19 protein-coding genes are annotated in these 18,055 nt (G+C 46.7%); 8 read left to right on the plus strand and 11 right to left on the minus strand.

Annotation, left to right across the window (positions count from 1 at the left end):
- Positions 1 to 13: 13 nt before the first annotated feature.
- Both HMPREF9439_RS01275 and HMPREF9439_RS01280 read left to right on the plus strand, forming a co-directional pair.
- Entirely contained in the window at positions 14 to 565 is a 552-nt protein-coding gene (locus HMPREF9439_RS01275) for a molecular chaperone TorD family protein (RefSeq protein WP_008863406.1), read from the plus strand.
- Positions 549 to 857, plus strand: a complete 309-nt coding sequence (locus tag HMPREF9439_RS01280; RefSeq protein ID WP_008863407.1) for an ArsR/SmtB family transcription factor — start codon at positions 549 to 551, stop codon at positions 855 to 857. The genes HMPREF9439_RS01275 and HMPREF9439_RS01280 overlap by 17 nt, the downstream gene beginning before the upstream one ends.
- A gap of 121 nt (positions 858 to 978) precedes the next feature.
- Here the strand turns inward: HMPREF9439_RS01280 and HMPREF9439_RS13260 are convergent, their stop codons facing one another.
- From HMPREF9439_RS13260 to HMPREF9439_RS01290, 3 genes are read right to left on the minus strand one after another with little or no spacing between them, the layout of a single operon-like run.
- The gene (locus HMPREF9439_RS13260) at positions 979 to 1,140 is read right to left on the minus strand and encodes a hypothetical protein (protein ID WP_008810779.1); all 162 of its coding nucleotides are present in this window, start codon (positions 1,138 to 1,140) and stop codon (positions 979 to 981) included.
- 15 nt (positions 1,141 to 1,155) lie between these two features.
- Entirely contained in the window at positions 1,156 to 2,082 is a 927-nt protein-coding gene (locus HMPREF9439_RS01285) for a permease (protein ID WP_008863408.1), read from the minus strand.
- Positions 2,079 to 2,441: an ArsR/SmtB family transcription factor gene (locus tag HMPREF9439_RS01290; protein ID WP_008810777.1), complete on the minus strand. Its 363-nt coding sequence runs from the start codon at positions 2,439 to 2,441 to the stop codon at positions 2,079 to 2,081. Before HMPREF9439_RS01290 ends, HMPREF9439_RS01285 begins: the two co-directional genes overlap by 4 nt.
- Before the next feature lie 266 nt (positions 2,442 to 2,707).
- Here HMPREF9439_RS01290 and HMPREF9439_RS01295 point away from each other — a divergent pair, with 266 nt between their 5' ends.
- The 3 genes from HMPREF9439_RS01295 (at position 2,708) to HMPREF9439_RS01305 (ending at position 5,778) form a co-directional block, all read left to right on the plus strand.
- On the plus strand, positions 2,708 to 4,054 hold the full coding sequence (locus HMPREF9439_RS01295) for an ATP-binding protein (protein WP_008863410.1): 1,347 nt from the start codon (positions 2,708 to 2,710) through the stop codon (positions 4,052 to 4,054).
- A gap of 221 nt (positions 4,055 to 4,275) precedes the next feature.
- Positions 4,276 to 5,220, plus strand: coding sequence for an ABC transporter substrate-binding protein (locus HMPREF9439_RS01300; RefSeq protein WP_040603342.1), 945 nt, complete (start codon positions 4,276 to 4,278; stop codon positions 5,218 to 5,220).
- A gap of 24 nt (positions 5,221 to 5,244) precedes the next feature.
- Complete coding sequence (locus HMPREF9439_RS01305) at positions 5,245 to 5,778, plus strand: hypothetical protein (protein ID WP_008863412.1); 534 nt, start codon at positions 5,245 to 5,247, stop codon at positions 5,776 to 5,778.
- Between the two features lie 101 nt (positions 5,779 to 5,879).
- Here HMPREF9439_RS01305 and nikR read toward each other — a convergent pair whose 3' ends face one another.
- The 6 genes from nikR to HMPREF9439_RS01335 form a co-directional block, all read right to left on the minus strand.
- On the minus strand, positions 5,880 to 6,302 hold the full coding sequence (gene nikR / locus HMPREF9439_RS01310) for a nickel-responsive transcriptional regulator NikR (RefSeq protein WP_008863413.1): 423 nt from the start codon (positions 6,300 to 6,302) through the stop codon (positions 5,880 to 5,882).
- Positions 6,303 to 6,354: 52 nt separating this feature from the next.
- Positions 6,355 to 7,062 carry a class I SAM-dependent methyltransferase gene (locus HMPREF9439_RS01315; RefSeq protein ID WP_008863414.1) on the minus strand — a complete coding sequence of 236 codons (708 nt, stop codon included), beginning with the start codon at positions 7,060 to 7,062 and terminating at the stop codon, positions 6,355 to 6,357.
- A 7-nt stretch (positions 7,063 to 7,069) separates the two neighbouring features.
- Positions 7,070 to 7,825, minus strand: a complete 756-nt coding sequence (locus HMPREF9439_RS01320) for an ABC transporter ATP-binding protein (protein WP_008810772.1) — start codon at positions 7,823 to 7,825, stop codon at positions 7,070 to 7,072.
- A gap of 2 nt (positions 7,826 to 7,827) precedes the next feature.
- Positions 7,828 to 8,865, minus strand: coding sequence for a FecCD family ABC transporter permease (locus tag HMPREF9439_RS01325; protein WP_008863415.1), 1,038 nt, complete (start codon positions 8,863 to 8,865; stop codon positions 7,828 to 7,830).
- A complete protein-coding gene (locus HMPREF9439_RS01330) occupies positions 8,862 to 9,986 on the minus strand; it encodes an ABC transporter substrate-binding protein (RefSeq protein ID WP_008863416.1) in 1,125 nt (374 codons plus the stop codon). The genes HMPREF9439_RS01325 and HMPREF9439_RS01330 overlap by 4 nt, the downstream gene beginning before the upstream one ends.
- A gap of 340 nt (positions 9,987 to 10,326) precedes the next feature.
- On the minus strand, positions 10,327 to 11,034 hold the full coding sequence (locus tag HMPREF9439_RS01335) for a carboxymuconolactone decarboxylase family protein (RefSeq protein ID WP_244862364.1): 708 nt from the start codon (positions 11,032 to 11,034) through the stop codon (positions 10,327 to 10,329).
- Between the two features lie 363 nt (positions 11,035 to 11,397).
- On the opposite strand from HMPREF9439_RS01335, the gene HMPREF9439_RS01340 reads away from it, so the two are divergent.
- Positions 11,398 to 12,267 (plus strand): LysR family transcriptional regulator, encoded by an 870-nt coding sequence (locus HMPREF9439_RS01340; RefSeq protein WP_244862365.1) that lies wholly within the window; start codon positions 11,398 to 11,400, stop codon positions 12,265 to 12,267.
- 76 nt (positions 12,268 to 12,343) lie between these two features.
- Here the strand turns inward: HMPREF9439_RS01340 and HMPREF9439_RS01345 are convergent, their stop codons facing one another.
- Positions 12,344 to 13,876 carry an SLC13 family permease gene (locus tag HMPREF9439_RS01345; protein ID WP_008863420.1) on the minus strand — a complete coding sequence of 511 codons (1,533 nt, stop codon included), beginning with the start codon at positions 13,874 to 13,876 and terminating at the stop codon, positions 12,344 to 12,346.
- A 200-nt stretch (positions 13,877 to 14,076) separates the two neighbouring features.
- Positions 14,077 to 15,819, minus strand: coding sequence for a lipid A export permease/ATP-binding protein MsbA (gene msbA / locus HMPREF9439_RS01350; RefSeq protein ID WP_008863421.1), 1,743 nt, complete (start codon positions 15,817 to 15,819; stop codon positions 14,077 to 14,079).
- A 121-nt stretch (positions 15,820 to 15,940) separates the two neighbouring features.
- Between msbA and HMPREF9439_RS01355 the strand changes: the two genes are divergently transcribed.
- Both HMPREF9439_RS01355 and HMPREF9439_RS01360 read left to right on the plus strand, forming a co-directional pair.
- On the plus strand, positions 15,941 to 16,882 hold the full coding sequence (locus HMPREF9439_RS01355; RefSeq protein WP_008810765.1) for a glycosyltransferase family 9 protein: 942 nt from the start codon (positions 15,941 to 15,943) through the stop codon (positions 16,880 to 16,882).
- Between the two features lie 72 nt (positions 16,883 to 16,954).
- Positions 16,955 to 17,851: a DMT family transporter gene (locus HMPREF9439_RS01360; RefSeq protein ID WP_008863422.1), complete on the plus strand. Its 897-nt coding sequence runs from the start codon at positions 16,955 to 16,957 to the stop codon at positions 17,849 to 17,851.
- Positions 17,852 to 18,055: the final 204 nt, after the last annotated feature.

Genomic DNA, 18,055 nt, shown 5'->3' on the forward strand with positions numbered 1-18,055 from the left:
ATCTAAATACACTATGCAAACGACACCGCTTAACCTTATTCTTCTTGGTTTATTTGAGCCGGAACAAGAGCTCAGAGAACTGCATGTTTTCAAAAAAGCAGCTGAAAATCTCGATGAAGATTTAGCAAGAAGAGCCGTTCTTTTGGACCAACTGTACACACAGGGAACTGCCAGTTCTAAAGCGTTTAAAGAAATGCTTCTGGACTACACAAGATTATTCCTGAGTCCCGGTACGCCTTTGGCCAAAAACTATTTGACTTGTTGGAAAACAAAGTTAGGAGATAATATTCTAGAAGAATATCTTTCTTACCTTGAGAAAAAAGGATTCAAAACAGAAAAAGACATTAAAGAACTTCCGGAACATATCGTCCCCGTTCTGGAAGTTTATGAATTATTAGATAAAGAAGAAAAGCCTGAGTACTTTGAAAAATTTCTCAGCAAATTTATCCTGGACTGGTCGAAACTATTGGAGGTTGAGGCCAGACACGGCTTTTATAAAAATCTAGGGAAATTTTTTACTGAATGGGCTAAATTGGAGGCAAAAAAGAATGGCGCAGTTCCCTGAGATTTATACGGAACAAGCAAAAATATTTAAAGCAATCGGGCATCCTGCAAGATTGATGATGGTTGAAGCTTTACTTGAAGGCCCCAAAACCGTCTCTGAGCTTACTGCTATCGTTCAGTTAGAAATGCCCACTGTCTCACGGCATTTAAACTGTTTGAAGGAAGCTCAAGTGGTCAAGTCTGAAAAAAAAGGAAATTCTATTATTTATTCAGTAGAACTGACTTGTCTTAAAAATTTCCTTCATTGCTCCAGAAGCGTAGTGGTGATGAAGAAAAGCAAGACTCTCCTCTAGCCTTAATTAACGATATCTCACAGGCGTTGGTTTCTATCGGCCAACAGCTACGATCCCCGATCCCTTGCTAAAACTTTTTGAAAAAAGAGCCAAAGGATCGGAGATTGTCTTCGCAGAGTTTTTATTTTTTATCCTTTTCTCCGCCAACTTCTTTGGCTTCGTCGCTCTTTTTCGGCACGGATTCGGTCTTTTCTTCATTTTTTACGATGTTAAGCTGACAGCAGCAGCCTTCTTTCTTCTTATTCCCAAAAAATCTTGAAAAGAATGATTCTTTTTCTGCCATATTTGCTCCACTAAATTAAAACGAAAAATAATTAAATAAATAACCTGTCACGCATGCAACCGAAAACACCGACAGAAGAAACGCTATCAGCATTTGTTTTTTAAAAATAGAGTTCAACAATGCAACTTCCGGAATGCTTGCACCAGCACCTCCGATAATAAGCGCAATCAACGCCCCAGGTCCAACTCCGGCGCCATATAAAATTGAAGCAATCGGAATCATGGTTTCGGTTCGGATGTAGAGCGGAATACCGACCAATGCTGCAAGAGGAATTGCCCACCAGGCGCTTACACCGGCAAATTTTTCGACAATATCCATCGGCAGCGCTTCATGAATAAAGCCGCCGACTAATGCACCGAATAAAAGATAAGGAAAGACCTTCTTAAGCAGTCCAAGGGAATCTCCGAAAGCCAACACGACTGCATGCCAAAACTTCTCTCGGAATGTTCCTGTAAAAGAATGCCAGGCCTCCGACGAAGTTTTGCCTCCGGTTACTGTCACGTCATACACATAGCGTTTGAACCCTAAAGCATCTAGTAAAAGTCCGATGCTTACAGCAAAAGCGAAGGTAAACAAGGTATATAAGACCGTAGCCTTAAGACCGAAGAAGGCCGCCATCAAAGTGATGATGGCCGGATTCAAAACCGGTGAAGTCAGTAAAAAGGAAACAGCTCCCGCGAATGGTGCTCGGCTTTTCATCAGTCCCACAAATACCGGGATCGTGGAACACGAGCAAAACGGCGTCACCAATCCGATACAGGCGCCTAGCACGGCACTAATCACTTTGTTAGGACGGTTAAGCCAGCCTTCGATTCGCTTCTGTGATATGAAAATCTGAGCAAGCGAAACTAAGAAACTGATCGTGAAAAATAGAAAGATCAGTTCGAAAAAAATATATGTAAATTCCGAAAGGAATCGAGACCAATCAATATTTGAAATCATTTTTCTTGTTCGTCCGAGAAACAGCAGCAAATTTCTTTACAGCGTTTTTTATCTTCTTTGAAACTTTCAGGATCGATAGCGTTTACTGCTTGAGCGATACCTTGGACAAATGAACTGACAGGAGTTTTCACCTTGTAATAGACAAAACGTCCTCTTTTCTCTGCTTCCACCAAACCAGCTTCACGAAGCTGTTTGAGATGCTTAGAAGTTTCGTATTGAGGAAGATCGAGAACACGCATCGCTTCGCATACGCAAATCGCCGCTCCCACATGGGTCAAAAGCCAGTAAAGCCTTAGGCGATTGGGATCAGAAAGCACCTTGAAAACAAGAAGACTTTGTTCTAATGATGTTAAGACCATGAAGAATCATTTAAATATGCAAATAATTGCATGTGATTTTATATGCGTTTATTTGCATACGTCAAACATCCTCCGAAAATTTTCAGTTAAAACTGATTTTCTCCAAAACTTCTGCGTTCATCGATCAAAGCTTCTTATCCCTTGGATCCTTCTATTTTTGATTGATCTTTCTCAAAGTTAGGCCTGGACTCAAAAGAGTTTTAAAAGTTGAATCGCTCTTCTGATTAACCTACAATCATTGTACGTACAATATTTGTAGGTTAATTATGAAGTTCTACGGTAGAACAGAAGAGTTAGAAACGCTGTCGGACCAATTGCCTCTTCTTGAGAATGGGTCCAGACTTGTCGTCGTCACAGGTCGAAGACGAATCGGGAAAACCACACTCATCACCAAGTTCGCTAAAGAATCTTCTCTCGCGTCACTCTACTTTTTCATACAGCGAGGCTATTCGGAGGATGACCTCGTGAAATCTTGCCTTGCTCAAATCAAGAGAGAGTTGAACCTGAAGGGATTCCTTCCTGGCATTAGCAAGCTTTCAGAACTCGTTGAATTTTGTATGCAGCTGAGCAAAACGACGCCTTTGATTTTGGTTTTTGACGAATGCCAGGAGTTGGACTACGTCGCGCCAAAATTTTGGTCTGAACTACAGAATGTTTGGGATAAAATAAAAAATGAAAGCCGACTCCTCCTGATCATGAGCGGCTCCATCATTTCCGCCATCAAACATATCTTCTCTGACGCTAACGAACCTCTTTACGGACGAACTGACCTTCTCCTCAAAATAAAGCCATTTAGCTGCCACACCATCCGACATTATCTGGAAGAAAACAATCCCGACTTCACCGCTGAGGATTTACTGATGTTTTACGCTATGACCGGCGGCGTTCCTAGATACATGGAGCTCCTTACCTCATCAGGTTGCTCGGACGTTAAGAGTTTTAAAAAGTTCCTTTTTTCTCAAGCGAGTTCTTGGTATCGACAGGACGGACATGTCATCCTCGGAAACGAATTCCGGATGGAGTCGAGCGCTTATTTTTCTCTCTTAAGAGCAATCGCTTATGGGAAGACACAATGGTCGGAACTTCAAAATGAAGTTTCAACCAATCTCGCCCCTTACATGTCTCGCCTTGAAACGCAGTTCAATCTTTTGAAAAAGAACTATCCATTCGGTAAGGAAAGTTCCGGAAGAGGCACCCGTTACCTCCTTACCGACGAATATTTCCGTTTCTGGTTCAAATTTATTGAGCCTATGACTTTCGCATCACTTTATGAAAGTTCGCAATGGAACCTGTCTGAGGGGCTTTTTGATAAAGCTTGGCCGGACTTCTGCGGAAGAACTCTGGAAAATTGGTTCTTAAAAGATTACTCAGAAAACGGGGCGTGGACGGCTGTTGGTCAATGGTGGGACAAAAGAGGAGAAAACGAAATCGACCTCGTTGCAGTCAACGAACTCGTCGACAAAATCCAATTTGCTGAAATAAAAAGAAATCCTAAAAAAATATACCTCGAAAAGCTTCAGGAAAAAGCAGAGGTTTTCCTCAAAAATAACCCCAAGTATCAAAAATTCTCCGTGTCTTTCAAAGGCCTCTCTTTGGAAGATATAAAGAATTGAACCAATGTCTTGAACTTGTACAAAGGCAAGTTCAAGACATTAACTAAAGTAATCCAGTCCGTCAGATAAGCTCGATTTAGGCTGCTAATTATTTTTAACTGACGGACTTTTTTACTTTTAAATGATTATAATTCTCATTATTGTTCTCATCTGGAATGGGCTAATTCCAAATGAGCGAACTTCCTCACTCAAACCTAAACAAAGTCTCTCAGGAGAAAACCATGAGATTGGCACCTCTGTTTGTTGCTTTCTTGATGACTGCGTCCACGTTTTCTGCCGCCGCAGCCGAACCGATCAAAGAACTCAATATTTCTTACGTAAAACCGCCGTTTGTCCTCCAGCTTCTTGTCATGAAGGACCACAAACTGCTTGAAAAAGAATTCCAGGCAGACGGCATCAAAATTAATTGGCACAACATGGGCACGAGTCCTCAAGCCGCTCGGGCTATGGGTTCGGGGAGCCTGGACATTGCCGGCAACATGAATACCGCTGCGCTTCTCATGCTCAACTCTGAAGGTCTTCCGGTCAGAGTGGTTACCGGAACAGCTCATCCGACCTCTAACTTCGCAATTGTGTCTAAACCCGGAACGGAACTTTCTGTTAGAGACCTCAAAGGCAAACAAGTCGTTGGTCCGAAAGGTACTTTCTTACATCAGCTTCTCGCTGCTGCCTTAGAAAAGGAAGGCATGAAAGAGTCCGATGTCCAATTCATCAACACGGGTATTCCTAAGGCACTAAGTACGATTCTGGCCGGTCATGCAGACGCCGCTCTGGTCGCAAGCAGCGCCTTAATCAAGGCGAACAAAGCCGGCGCTAAAACCATCATCAATGCAGAAAGATTGGTGGAACCCACTCTTGTGATGACGACCACCAAACAGTTTGCCGAAGAACATCCGGACATCGTCAAACGCGTCGCTAAGGTGTACGCAGAATCTTTGCAATGGATGAAAGACCATCCTGCCGAAACTGCTGAGATGGGTGCAAAAGAACACGGCATCTCTATTGAAGATGCAAAAACGCTGATGGAGCGAAGCCACTACTTCGACAAGATGACAACCAAGGACTTAGAAGATCTAAAAGTGAATCAGAAGTTCCTGCGAGACAACGGAATGATGAGAAATGAAGTCACCGTGGAAGAATTGGTTCTGCCGGTTGCGATGGAATAACAAACTCAGTAAGGAATTGATGCCATGCTAAACGAAGAAATTAAAGTTACAGAAAACGGAGGTAAAACCGTCACGGTCCTCACCTTAGAGGATTGCGAAAAATATCACGGACTCAAACGCTGCGGCGGTCTGGCTCTCTGCTTCCGTGTTATGAAATTCGCGTTAGACAGACTTGTACCGGAGGGAGAAGCCGCCAGAAGAAAATTAATCACTTTCAAAACTGCGTTCGATGGTCCGGGTATTACAGACTCTGCTGAACTCATCGGCAGATGTGTGACACGCAAACGTTTTATGGCGCTTCCAACCGACGGGATCGAAGCACCTGAATGCATCTGGGGCAAACTTTATTTCGAAGTCGGATACGGAAAGAAACTCATGAAAACCTCCGTCCGTGACGGCATCATTTCTCCGGAGTTTTTAGCGGCCGGCAGAAAGTTCTATTCCGGAACCGCCACGCCGCAGGAAACCGAAATTTGGATTGGTTTCAAAGGCAAGCTTTACGACGCGGTAGTCAACTCAAAACTTGAGGACATTCTGAAAACCGAGATCGTCGGTTAAGCAAACAAGTTACACCTGAGCCGTGAGGGAATTTTCACGGCTCTTTCAATTTAGTCCTCTCCGACGAATATTGGCATTTATTAGGGCGCCGGTTTTTCGCTTTACTTATGCTCGTGGATCGGCAGATAGTTGATCTCTCCGCAGCCCACGCCTTTCTCGGCAATCGTGTTTTCACAAAAGACTTTCAATTTGTCGTAAGGACCTTTGGCGATCACGGCCTCCACACAAGTGTCGTGCGTGGCATGAACATGCATTGAACTGATGACCATGTCTAAATGTTCGTGCTGATGGTCAACATTTCGCTTAGACAGAAGTGCCTTTCGATGATCGTAGGTGTAGCTGACGACGGCCACACATTCTTGAGAAGGATTCACCAAAGCCTCCTGGGCAAGCTCTTTCTTCAAAAGGTCTCGGAAAGCTTCCGATCGATTTTGGTAACCTCGCTTAGCAATAAGTTCATCAAAAGCTTGCGCCAGGGATTCGTCTACAGTGATGGAGATTCGTTGCATGATCTGCGGATTCATTAATTTCTGAGATTCTAAAAATTTTTACCGATCGCCGCAAAGTCATAGTGTGCTACTTAACTGCTGTGACCGCAAAACGCACAGGAAGCCGCTTCTTTTCTCCCTCCCATAGGAGGACTTCACTCTTGACTGCGCAAGCTTTTAATCGGCCGAGAACTTCTTCGTCCCACTGAGGACGAACTTGTCTGCTTAGAGGCAGATCGCGCGCGATGTCATCGATAACGTTCGTTTTGATGCCGAGGAGGACGTGATTACTAGAAGCGTCAACCTTCGGCTGGATAGAGGCATATTCCGCGTTATACAAATAGCAGTAGTGATTGCCGTCAAAAACGAAAAGCTTTCCGCCCGGTTTAAGAACTCTCAGCCATTCTTTATAAGCCGCTTCCGGATCTTCAAGATTCCATACAAGGTTTCTGCTGACCACCGCATCAAAAGAAGCATCCGCAAACGGGAGATGCTGTGCGTCAGCTCGGCAGAATTCGACATCGTGATAGCCGTTTCGATTAAGCAAATCTTTTGCTTTTTCCAGCATTCCTTCAGAATAATCAGCGGCGGTCACATTCATGCCGAGAGAGGCTAAAAGAAGTGAAAAGAAACCCGGACCGCACCCGATATCCAGCACTTTCGAGACCTCGGGTATCTGTCTGAAATACTCCTTGTAGAACTCATCCTTATGCTCCTCTCTTTCCTTTTCGATCTGCTGTCGATAGCCTTCGGAGCGAGTGTTCCAATACTCTCTTATCTTTTCTAAATTGTTCATAGCGATCTTACAAAGGTTTAATGGGAGTCATAGTCGTAAGTCCCCTGCTGTTCTTCTCAATTAGGCTCTCAATCTGATAAATGGGATCGATCGTCTCGGAGTTAAGAACGGCGTCGGGAGTATCGAAAGCATGCGCCATTCCGTTATGGAGGAACAGCACGGCATCGCTAAAACGGGAAGCCAGCATTAGGTCATGGATCACGTATAGAGCGACGGCGTTTCTCTTCTTGCAGTAACGATGCACGGTCTCCATCACGACAAGCTGATGGCGGACATCTAATGCGCTGGTCGGTTCATCAAGCAGAAGCAGCCTAGGCTCAGAGACAAATGACTGTGCCAAGAAAACAAGCTGTTTTTGTCCTCCGCTCAAACTCCGCACTGGGGTATTGGCAAAAGCGTCTAGTTTCAATTCACGAATGACTTGGGAGACTTTTGCAAGCTGAGCCTCCGAGACTTTCCAGCTTAATGTTTTAGTCAGTCCGAGAAGAATCGTTTCAAAGGTCGTCAGCGAGGACGTAATTTTTTCGAGCTGCGGTAAGTATGCGATTGAAGAGCGACCGAGCTTCTTGCCGTCCTCTTCCAAAACAATGCTGCCTTGATGAGCAATTAGGTTCGCGATACAGCGAATAAACGTGGTCTTCCCTGCGCCGTTTCGACCCAGTACTGCAGCCATTTCGCCTTGCTGAAAGGACACCGTGATGTCCTTAAGAATTTCCTTGTTCTTGATAGAACAAGACAAGCCTTCGATCTTCAGTTTCAGCATCCTTACTCCCGCGACCTTAGCAAAAGGAAAAACAGGAACGGAACACCGACAATGGAAGTCACAATTCCCACAGGGAGCGTCGCGCCTTCAGACATCAGTTTGGAAATGATCGATGCGGCAAGCATAAGCGCGCTTCCGACCATAGATGATCCGATAATCAAAAACCTTTGATCGTCACCCAAAAGCAGCTTGGCGCAGTGAGGCGAGATCAAACCTACAAAGGCCACCGTACCGATAAATGCTACGGCAGAAGCGACCAGAACGGAGCTCACCGTAAAGACAAACATCCTTAATTGGTCCGTGTTGATGCCAAGTCCTCGAGCCCTCTCGGTTCCGTCACTGAGCGCAGTGAGTTTCCACGAATAGCAAAAAGAAATCAGAAGCACAATCGTCCAGCAAGTCGAGGAAACGCCGGCGCTGATCCAAGAGGAGCGCTGAAGGTTGCCAAACGTCCAGCCGGAGATAATTTGCGCGATTTCCGGAGAAGCTCGGTACTGCAGATACTGCTGGAGCGCCTGAAAGAAGAAATTCATAATGACGCCTACAAGAATGAGCGTCGTTGCCGTAAGCGAGCGCTTACTTCCGAGATAGAAAATGAATGCCGATACCGTCAGCGCCATGACAAGTGCAGCCAGCGAAACACCGAGCCAGATTTGTCCGAATAGTGCAAAGCCGGTCGTAATGGCAATGGCCGCTCCGAAACTTGCTCCTGCCGTCACGCCCAAGGTGTATGGGCTGGCAAGAGGATTATTCGTAATCGTTTGAATCAGAAGTCCCGCCAGACTCAGAGATGCGCCCACAAAAAGACACGTAAAAGTCATGGGCAGCCGAATTTCCCAAACAATAAAAGAAGCGGACGATCCTCCGGCGGGTCCCTTGAGAACCGCATCGACCAGGTCTTTGAAGGCGATAGACGATGAACCGACTTGAATGTCCAGGAACACCAGAACACTCAATATCAAACCGACGAGCATCGTTGACAGAACCTTTTTGCGGATCCTGTTTCGATACTGTCGAATGATGAGATCTTCTGAGCTCATTTTTGATTCAAATGAATCATAAAGGTGCCGTCATACTTGAGTTCAGGTAAATAGGTTTTGTAGTAGTTATTCAAATTGCCGACGGGATCAATATCCTTAAACGTTTCGGGATAAAGCACCTTGGCCATATATTGAGTAAAGGTGTAGTCAGCCATGTTCCTCAAGCTTCCATGGTCTACACCGTAGACTCGGTTTTCCTTAACGGCATCGAGCATGTTCCAGCCGGGACGCTTTGTAAAATTGGCCAACCTTTCCTGAGCTTGCGACTCGGGGACGGTAAAGCCCATTCGCATTTGGTCCCCCTCGGATTTATTGCGCCAAATGCTCCCGCCGATAAAAATAACCTTCGGATTCTGAGAAATCACATACTCTTTATCGAGGGCCATGTAAGGCTGAGGAGAATTCTCGGCGAGATTCGCTGCTTTGATGTTTTTGAGGATTGCGCCCCAAAGTACGTCCTTATTGTATGAATTACCGTAGCGAGCCAGCCCCTTGCTGGCGGTCTCCATGTAAACCTTCGTACCAACCTGATCATCAAGAAGTTTGACAATCGTTGAGTAAACGTGGTCAAGAGCCTCTTTATAGGTCTTGTTCTGAGCTTCGGCGATCCTTTCCCGACCCAGAAGCTTGCCAAGAATTTCCGTACTGAGTGTATGGTTTACCGTTGTCATCGCATGGTAATCCAGGACGACGACCTTGATTCCGGCTTTTTCAAACGTTTTAATTCTCTGGCTGTTTTCCGCGTACTGAGTTCTTCCGATCAGCAGGACATCCGGATGGAGACTAAGGATTTTCTCGGCATTGAGAATATCGTCGTGGTAGCCGCCGATACTCGGCAGATCTTTCATCTTAGGAAAAGACTTCGTAAAAACTTGATATTCACCGTAGCGCGTATCTTCCCATCCGTCTTTTGTCAGAGCAACGACTTTTTCAAGGCTGGCCGCACCGCCCACCATCATAAAGTTCGCGATGTAGTTAGCGACGATAAAGGTCTTCGGCTGATCCTCGAAATGAACTTTCCTCCCCTCGATATCCGTAATATCAAAGGCCGCCGCGAGCACGGAACCGCTAAAGGCCGCAAGAGAAGAAAAAGAAAGAGCAAGAATCAACTTTCTCAGCATTGTGATCCTCTTCGATTGTGGGTCGTTGCTTTCGTGACGGCCCGAAAGTCAGAAACTCAGCAAATAAACCTCTCACGTTTGACGTTCACGAGCTGTCAAAAACCACTTTTCGAGGAGGCTCGCTTTAACTCGGCTTTATTCAGGAACTTGAGTTATTTGAAAGGTATTACTTTTTTCTAAATTATCATATTCATGAACCACATGCGGTTTCGTAAGATAAATTTTTAATTCGTCATACTCATTTTGACCAACGGCGCCAGACCCTTGTCCTATAGAAATAACAAAACCTCCGGCGAAAGAAACGTCGGAGGCTGATTTTTGCGGACGATTAAGCTAACTACTAGGCGATACTATTGACGACCGTAACCGCATTCAATGTTCTCGGGAAACCATTCAGCGGAACGGCTACCTGGAGAGCATCAATCAAATTCTGTTTAGTCGCGCCTTCTTTAAGGTTTGCGTCTGCATGAGCCTTAAGCTGAGCTTCGCATCCGCCGAGCGCTGCAATCGCAGCAAAGACAACCAATTCACGATCCTTAACGGACATGCCGGTACGCGTATAGAAGTCACCGAAGCAATATCCGGACAAGTCATTGATCATGAGCGGTTTCATCGGTTCCGTCGTGTTCTTGTGCATCTGTGTGATCGCATCGCCGAAAATAGCAGTCTGAACTTCAATGCCTTTGGCCAAACGATTTTGATCGTTGACGGCGGTCTGAGAGGCTAACGGAAGACGGACACCAGCCTCCTTAAGAGCTTTGTTTACCCCTTCTAAAGCTTCTTTAACTCTGCCTATTCCAACGTATGGCACAGTCTGATAGACGGCTTCCTTAATCGCAATCGGTTCAACGGCTGCTTTCAAAGCTGCTGCTGTGACACCCTCAGCCTCTTCCGAAAGACCCTGAGCTGCACATGTGGCCAATAAAACAAAATATTTTTGATTCGTCGCAAGTGTTGTTCCGCGTTTAGTAACGTTCATCATTCTCGCGATGATGGCGTCCATATCCGGATCCAAATTTCTTTCTTTTGCACTAACGGTATTTGTCATAACTGCTCCTGCTGCACCAACGGTGGCAGACAGTAATACTTTTCTTCTGTTCAAAACCATCTTTAACCCCTTTTAGTGACATAACTTAAAAACCTTCCGAGAGCCTGTTCTTCAGCAAGCTGATATTGAAGACAACCTAGCTGTGCTTTCCTTTATCGCGACTCAATACAAACTCGTCATCTTCAAAACTTGAAGCCTTGGAAATTCCCGTTAATAACACCAGCCGACCGTTCATTTTCTCGATTTGGCTCCCTATTCCTAAAAATTCTAGAGTTCCTGTTTATTTATTTCCAATACTTATTTACAATCATCTTTAATGCAATAAATACATAAATTGAAAATCTCATGGACCTAAGAGTATTGATGTCGTTTGTCACTGTGTGCAGGCTTGGCAACATCACGCGTGCTGCCGAAGCGCTTTACATATCTCAGCCCGCTTTGACACGGCAAATTCAGGAACTTGAACAAGAATTGGGCTGCAAGTTATTGGTGAGAAGCACTCGCAGTTTGTCGCTTACCGAGAACGGCTATCTCTTTTTACTTCGTGCTCAGGAAATATTAGACCTTGCCAAACAAGCCAAGGCCGAGCTGTCAGAAAACGGAGACGTCCTCCACGGTGTCGTTCGGGTAGGGATCGTTGAAAGTCGAATCATGGATTACTTTGCTGACGCAGTTGTGCAATTCAACCAAAGGTATCCGCACGTTCAATTTGAAGTCTATTCTGCTGACGGCGACGACTTAAAACGCTATGTCGATGAAAATAAACTGGATATGGCAATACTCATTGAGCCGGTGGAAAGCGCGAAGTACACCAAAATTCCCATCGATGTCATTGAAAAGTGGGGATTAGTTGTTCGCAATGAAGAAATGCCGATCAAGAAAAAAACGCTGAGTTATGAAGAGATTATTGAACGAACCTTAATTCTTCCGCGCCGCTACATCGTCCTTTCTGAAATCAGCAGTTGGTTCAAAGTTCCGGAAAGTAGGTTCAAAGTTGCGGCCTATCACAATCTCGCATCCAATGCTTTAACAATGGTTGAGAAGGGAATCGGTTCCCTGCTTTGTATTGAAGGAAGTTTCACAAACCGTCCGAAGCCGAATCTCCGCTTCCTTCCGATTACACCCGAAAGAACAACTTCACATGTCGCAGTCCGCAAGAAGAACAGAAAACTCTCAAAGCCTTGCGAAATCTTCTGGTCGGATATCGAACAATATTTTCCGGTCCAAAAATAAGTAAAGGCCTGAACGACAGATTCGCTCAGGCCATTTTTTCATTGATCCGGCGCCTTTCAGGGGTGCCGGATAATTTTTATTTTGGCATCGGCAGCTGGAGAACGTCTCCCAGAGCCATGCAGACACCCGCAATCACGATAATAGAAATAACGTTCAGCCAAAAACCTGCCTTAATCATTTCGCCGATCTGGATGCGGCCGGTACCGAAAATAATCGCATTCGGCGGTGTCGCAACCGGCATCATGAAGGCGGCAGAAGCACCAATAGTCGTCACTAAGAGCACTTGCTCCGTCGGAATACCGAGAACAGGAGCTGCAGCAGCCAGAAGCGGAAGCATCGTAGCAGCCAAAGCAGTGTTCGAAGTGAATTCCGTTGCGAAGATCACTAAAGTTGCGACCCCCAAGATCACGAGCACAGGCGGCAGACCAACGAAGGATGTTGCCTGGGCTGCGATGAGGTTGGCAGCGCCGGTTGCCTGAATACAAGCTGCCATAGAAAGGCCGCCTCCGAAAAGGAGAAGCACGTCCCAGGGAATATTGTCGCAGTGCTTCCAGTCAAGCGCTCTTTCACCGCGGGAAAAATTAACCGGAATACAGAAGAGAGACACACCGGCAGCCATTGCAATCACGGCATCACTAACCATTCTGAAAGGACGAACACCGTTTTCTAAGGTGAAGGAGCGAATCTGAGAACCGAGGCACCAAAGAACCACTGCACAAATGAAGACGATCAGAACTGAGATTTCACCGCGGGTCGGTTTGCCGATGTTCTTTAATTCGGTACGGATCCATTCACGGCCGCCGGCAATCTTTTGAATCTGTTCTCTGAAAAGCACCTTGGTTAAGAGGAGCCAAGAAAGAGGCATGAGGAGAAGAACCACCGGCATACCAACCTTCATCCACTGAACGATGGAAACATCAACACCGTACGTCTGCTGCACAAAGCGAACGAAGATACCGTTAGGAGGCGAACCGATAATTGTTCCCATACCGCCGATGGAAGCGCCATAAGCCACGGCTAACAGGACACAGATACCGAAGTTTCTTTCGCCCTTAGTAATGGTCGGAGAGTCGGAATTCTGACGAACCACGGACATGACGGCGATGGCGATCGGAACCATCATGGCTGCGGTTGCCGTATTCGACACCCACATGGAAATGAAACCTGTTGCGATCATCACACCGGCAATAATGGCGCCGGGAGAGGTACCGACAATTTGCATCGTCTTTAAAGCGATACGCTTATCGAGGCCCCAGCGCTGAATACCCGCTGCCAGCAGGAAGCCGCCTAAGAACAGATAAATCGTATCAGAGGCATAGGGCGTCAGCGTTTTTGCTAAAGTCGTAACATCGCAAAGAGGATAAAGAATAATCGGCAAAAGCGCCGTCACGGCAATCGGCACGGTTTCTGTAAACCACCAAAGGGCCATCCATAGCAGAATAGCTAAGCAGGCCTTTGCGGCATGGGAGACGGGAACCGAAGCTCCGGCACCGTTAACATACGCGTCCGGAAGAACCCAATATAAAAGCAGGGCTAAAACAGGGGCGGCAAAAAGAGCAATCGTTTTCGACTGTCTCGAGAAGGAACCCATTTGCAGTGGTGTTTCCATTGATACTCCTATGTATTGAGTTATCGAGCAGCTGTGCTCAAGGCGAAACAGATTTATTTAAGCACAAAAATTTGTTTATTCTTCGCGAGGCAAATTAAAAATTTCAACAGATTAAATATAAATAGCACAATGCGAAATTTAATTTCGAATTGTGCTATTTGTTGTTTTTGATGTAGGCGTTTTTAGGACGCTTCTATCCGTTAAGCCTTTTGTGTCTCAGACTTTTCGGGCTTCTGGTGACTGAATTGAATCTTATAGAGCCGAGCATAAGGACCATCCTTTGCCAGAAGCTCGAAATGGGTTCCGGCCTCTACTATCGCCCCCTGATCCATCACGACGATCATATCGGCATCCACAATGGTAGAGAGACGGTGCGCCACCACAAAGCTCGTGCGGCCTTCTCTGAGTTTGTCCAAAGAGGCCTGAATGTACTTTTCGCTTTCCGTATCCAAAGCACTGGTGGCCTCGTCAAGAAGCAGAATCGGAGCATCTTTCAGGAGCGCGCGTGCGATGGAGACACGCTGTCTTTGGCCGCCGGAAAGTTTTGATCCGCCCTCACCGATCCGAGTCTGAAGACCTTCGGGAAGCGAATCGATCAGCGGCTTGAGGTAGGCGGCTTCAGCTGCCTGCCTGATTTCTTCCTCTGTCACGGGTCTTCCCGCTCCGAAAGCAATATTGGCAGCAATGGTGTCGTCAAAGAGCATGACTTCCTGAGTCACGATTGCCACCTGACGGCGAATGCTCTCCAGCGTCATCTCGTTCTGAGGTATACCGTCAAATAAGATCTCTCCTTTCGTCGGCACCATGAAACGAGGAATCATGTTAACGATGGTGCTCTTACCGGCGCCTGAAGCACCCACAAAGGCAATCATCTTTCCGGCCTCTGCCTTCAGGGTGAAATCCTTCAGCGAGGGTTCCAGTGCATTGGGATACTTGTACCAAACGTTTTTGAATTCAACGTTGCCCTTAACGCGTTCAATACTCTTAGAGCCGGGATCCTTTTCAAGAGGAATATCAATCATCTCAAAAAGGCTTTCGGCGGCCGCGCCCATACTGGCAATCGTGCCGTTTAAGCCGGCAAGTTTACGAATGGCCGGCATCATGAGAAGCATCGCAGAAATGTAGGTCACAAATTCGGCCAAAGAGAGCTGGCCTTTCTGCGCCTGAAGCAATGCCACACAGACCACAATCGCAACACCGCAGATACTGACGAGCTGAGTCGCAGGAGTACCGAGGCCTTTGACGATCTGCTGACGCATCGTCAACCCTTTCAGCCGACGGTTGATGTGACCGAAACGCTCTTCTTCAAACTTGTAAGCGTTGTAAACCTTAATCAGACGCTCGGAACGATAAGTTTCATTGAGCTGACTTAAGATCTGGCCGAAAGTCACCTGACTGTCGGAAGTCAGTTTCTTGAGGCGCTTGCTCACCGTCCTCAAGATATAAATCAGAATCGGGGCAACAATAAACGTCACTAATGTCAGCTGCCAGTTATGCCAAAAAAGAACGCAAAGCAAGGCTGCAACCTGAAGAGAGTCGCGCACAAGTACGGTCAGCACCTGAGAGGCGCCTGACAAGGCCTGAGAAGCTTCGTTCACAAAGCGGGAAACCACACGGCCGGATTCCTGACTCTGGACAACTTCTTCCGGCCAGCGAATCATGTGATCAAACATCAAAGAACGGAGTTTGACCAGGATTTCCTGAGAAACTTTTTGTAGCAGATAAGAAGAACAGAACTGGCCGCCTCCGTGAAGAACAGAGATGCCGATCAAAGCAATCGGAGCCCAAATTGCCACCAGACCGTTTTTTTGATAGAAACCTAAATCAGTGAGCTTGCCCATCAGCAATGCCATCAGGGATGAGCCGGCAGCCGCGGCGACCATGGCGATCAACGCGAGAAAGATGTAGAACTTGTAAGGCGGTAAGTAGGCAAAGAGCCTCATTAAAGGTTCTTTTTTGATCTTAACGGATTTCAACTCTATCCTCGTTAGCTTAGGTGCAGGTAGTTTAACGAGTCGGCAGGCGTTAGACTAGGCAAACACATATATCTTTGAAACAGTTTTTATGGCAACACTATTCGTCAGGTTACCTAATCATGTCGGTGACGCCGTCATGACTATGCCGGCCTTAAACCTTTTAGAGGCCGCCGGATTTAAGCTTTACCTTATCGGCAAGCCTTTCGTCGGAGAGTTATTCGAGGGCACCAACCGCCGCTTCGACCCGATTGAAGGAAATTTGTTAGACGACATTAAACGCATTCGGGATTTAGCTGCTTCTGTAAAAAATCCCCGCGGTATCCTGATGCCGAACTCCTTCGGGTCCGCACTTCTTTTTAAGAGCGCAGGCATCCAAAGCACCGGTTTAGCCACTGACGGACGTTCCATTCTGTTAGAGCATGCCATTCCGGAGCCTCCGAGAATGCACGAAGTCGAACGCTTCTGGTACGTTGCCTACGAAGCGCTCAAAGCCATGGGCATCAAACCGCCATATACCAAGCTCACTAAGCGCATCAACATGAAGCTGGCTGCACGCAATGAAGCCGGCGCCCGCAACCTAGCCGCAAAAATCGGCTTGCCTAAACGCTACGCCATCCTTGCACCGATCGCCAAAGGCCGTCACGAAGGCAAAGAAAAATACTGGCGCCACTTCAATGAACTCTGCAAGCCGCTTCGCGACAGAGGCATCGAACCGGTCGTCTTCCCGGCTGCCGATGAAGCCGAAGCGGCTAAAGCTGCTTGTCCGGACGCAACCATCTATGAGCCGACAAGTCTCGGCAACTTCGCCGCACTTTGCGAAAAAGCAGCTATTGTCATCGCAAACGACTCCGGCGTAAGCCATATCGCTGCCGCCGTGGGTGCCCCTCAGGTCACTATTGTCGGTGTTACGGACACCGACCGCACCAGTCCCTGGAACGAGAAGAACGTTATTGTGGGCCGTAAAGGCCGCTGGCCGGAAGTCGATGAAGTCATTACTGCCATCGATGACGTTTTGAAGACCAAAAATTAATTAAGATGTAACCTGATCCGAGGAGCTTTCAAGCTCCTCGATTCGCATCTGCTCAATACCTTACTTCACAACATGTTTGCGCAATCGCTTTGGTCCTTAGCCGCCGCGGCCTTCTTTTCCATGATGGCCGCTTGTGTGAAGTACTGCAATGATGTTTTCGGACCGCTGGAGCTGGTTTTCTACCGCTCTCTTTTCACGACTCTCTTCGTCTTTATTACCGTCTCTCTGAGAGGAGAAACGTTAAAGACCCAATATCCGATACTGCATCTTCGACGAGATGTTCTGGGTTTTGTTTCGGTAGCTATTTGGTTCTTTACGTTAGGGATGCTGCCGCTCGGCACCAACATCACGCTGACGTATTCAACGCCGCTCTTTTTAGCACTGAATTTTATTTTGCTGGCGCTCTGGAAGAAAGAACAGCCCGAATGGCCCCTGATCGGCTCTATTCTTCTCGGCTTTGTCGGCATTGTGGTCGTTATGCGTCCGTCTTTCCTAAGCGGGGATGCGGTCTCGGCACTTTTATGCCTCTTTGTCGCTTTTATTGATTTGTTCGGATATTGGCAAATCCGCTTTTTAGGCCGCGTGCACGAACCGTCCTGGCGCGTCGTCTTTTATTATTCTCTTTTCTGCACAGTGGGTGCGCTGCTGGGTATCCTCTTTTTTGAAGACGGATTCCACATGCCCAATACTCGTGCCGCCATTGCCGCCTTTCTGATGTGCCTGCTTGCCACAGGAGGAATGCTCGCCAGCACCCGAGCCTGGATCGGGGGAAATATGCTTCTGGTTTCCTGTCTGGGATTTTCTGCGATCCCCTTCTCAGAACTCATCGGCGTCTTCTTCTTTAAAAATATTCCCGACATGCTCTCTCTTATCGGTATGACCATTGTCGCCGCTGCCGGGATGATCGCTACCGTCTACACCAAAAAGGCGGAGAAAGCCGCTTCTTCCTCAGAACAAAAGACTCGATAGCGGCCGACATTCTTGGAACTGCACGGTTAAATATCCCGTGTTTTTGCATCTATAATTGTTAGAAAATATTTCATTAACTTCCCAAGGGTCCCAAATGCAAGCGATTTCACTTTGGCTCGCTGCCGCTATTGTCATTTTGACAGGCTGGGCAATCGTTAAGAAGTACCAAGTAAATATGGTGCTTTTTATTGCCGGTCTGCTTTT

It is taken from the genome of Parasutterella excrementihominis YIT 11859 (assembly GCF_000205025.1).
Taxonomy (GTDB): domain Bacteria; phylum Pseudomonadota; class Gammaproteobacteria; order Burkholderiales; family Burkholderiaceae_F; genus Parasutterella; species Parasutterella excrementihominis.

Bases quoted from the DNA above. Each gene is read 5' to 3' on its own strand.
- HMPREF9439_RS01355 (WP_008810765.1), top strand. From the start codon at position 15,941: ATGGCAACACTATTCGTCAGGTTACCTAATCATGTCGGTGACGCCGTC.
- HMPREF9439_RS01285 (WP_008863408.1), bottom strand. From the start codon at position 2,082: ATGATTTCAAATATTGATTGGTCTCGATTCCTTTCGGAATTTACATAT.
- nikR (WP_008863413.1), bottom strand. From the start codon at position 6,302: ATGAATCCGCAGATCATGCAACGAATCTCCATCACTGTAGACGAATCC.
- HMPREF9439_RS01345 (WP_008863420.1), bottom strand. From the start codon at position 13,876: ATGGAAACACCACTGCAAATGGGTTCCTTCTCGAGACAGTCGAAAACG.
- HMPREF9439_RS01305 (WP_008863412.1), top strand. From the start codon at position 5,245: ATGCTAAACGAAGAAATTAAAGTTACAGAAAACGGAGGTAAAACCGTC.
- HMPREF9439_RS01300 (WP_040603342.1), top strand. From the start codon at position 4,276: ATGAGATTGGCACCTCTGTTTGTTGCTTTCTTGATGACTGCGTCCACG.
- msbA (WP_008863421.1), bottom strand. From the start codon at position 15,819: ATGAGGCTCTTTGCCTACTTACCGCCTTACAAGTTCTACATCTTTCTC.
- HMPREF9439_RS01330 (WP_008863416.1), bottom strand. From the start codon at position 9,986: ATGCTGAGAAAGTTGATTCTTGCTCTTTCTTTTTCTTCTCTTGCGGCC.
- HMPREF9439_RS01275 (WP_008863406.1), top strand. From the start codon at position 14: ATGCAAACGACACCGCTTAACCTTATTCTTCTTGGTTTATTTGAGCCG.
- HMPREF9439_RS01335 (WP_244862364.1), bottom strand. From the start codon at position 11,034: ATGACAAATACCGTTAGTGCAAAAGAAAGAAATTTGGATCCGGATATG.
- HMPREF9439_RS01280 (WP_008863407.1), top strand. From the start codon at position 549: ATGGCGCAGTTCCCTGAGATTTATACGGAACAAGCAAAAATATTTAAA.
- HMPREF9439_RS01325 (WP_008863415.1), bottom strand. From the start codon at position 8,865: ATGAGCTCAGAAGATCTCATCATTCGACAGTATCGAAACAGGATCCGC.
- HMPREF9439_RS13260 (WP_008810779.1), bottom strand. From the start codon at position 1,140: ATGGCAGAAAAAGAATCATTCTTTTCAAGATTTTTTGGGAATAAGAAG.
- HMPREF9439_RS01290 (WP_008810777.1), bottom strand. From the start codon at position 2,441: ATGGTCTTAACATCATTAGAACAAAGTCTTCTTGTTTTCAAGGTGCTT.
- HMPREF9439_RS01295 (WP_008863410.1), top strand. From the start codon at position 2,708: ATGAAGTTCTACGGTAGAACAGAAGAGTTAGAAACGCTGTCGGACCAA.
- HMPREF9439_RS01360 (WP_008863422.1), top strand. From the start codon at position 16,955: ATGTTTGCGCAATCGCTTTGGTCCTTAGCCGCCGCGGCCTTCTTTTCC.
- HMPREF9439_RS01315 (WP_008863414.1), bottom strand. From the start codon at position 7,062: ATGAACAATTTAGAAAAGATAAGAGAGTATTGGAACACTCGCTCCGAA.
- HMPREF9439_RS01340 (WP_244862365.1), top strand. From the start codon at position 11,398: ATGTCGTTTGTCACTGTGTGCAGGCTTGGCAACATCACGCGTGCTGCC.
- HMPREF9439_RS01320 (WP_008810772.1), bottom strand. From the start codon at position 7,825: ATGCTGAAACTGAAGATCGAAGGCTTGTCTTGTTCTATCAAGAACAAG.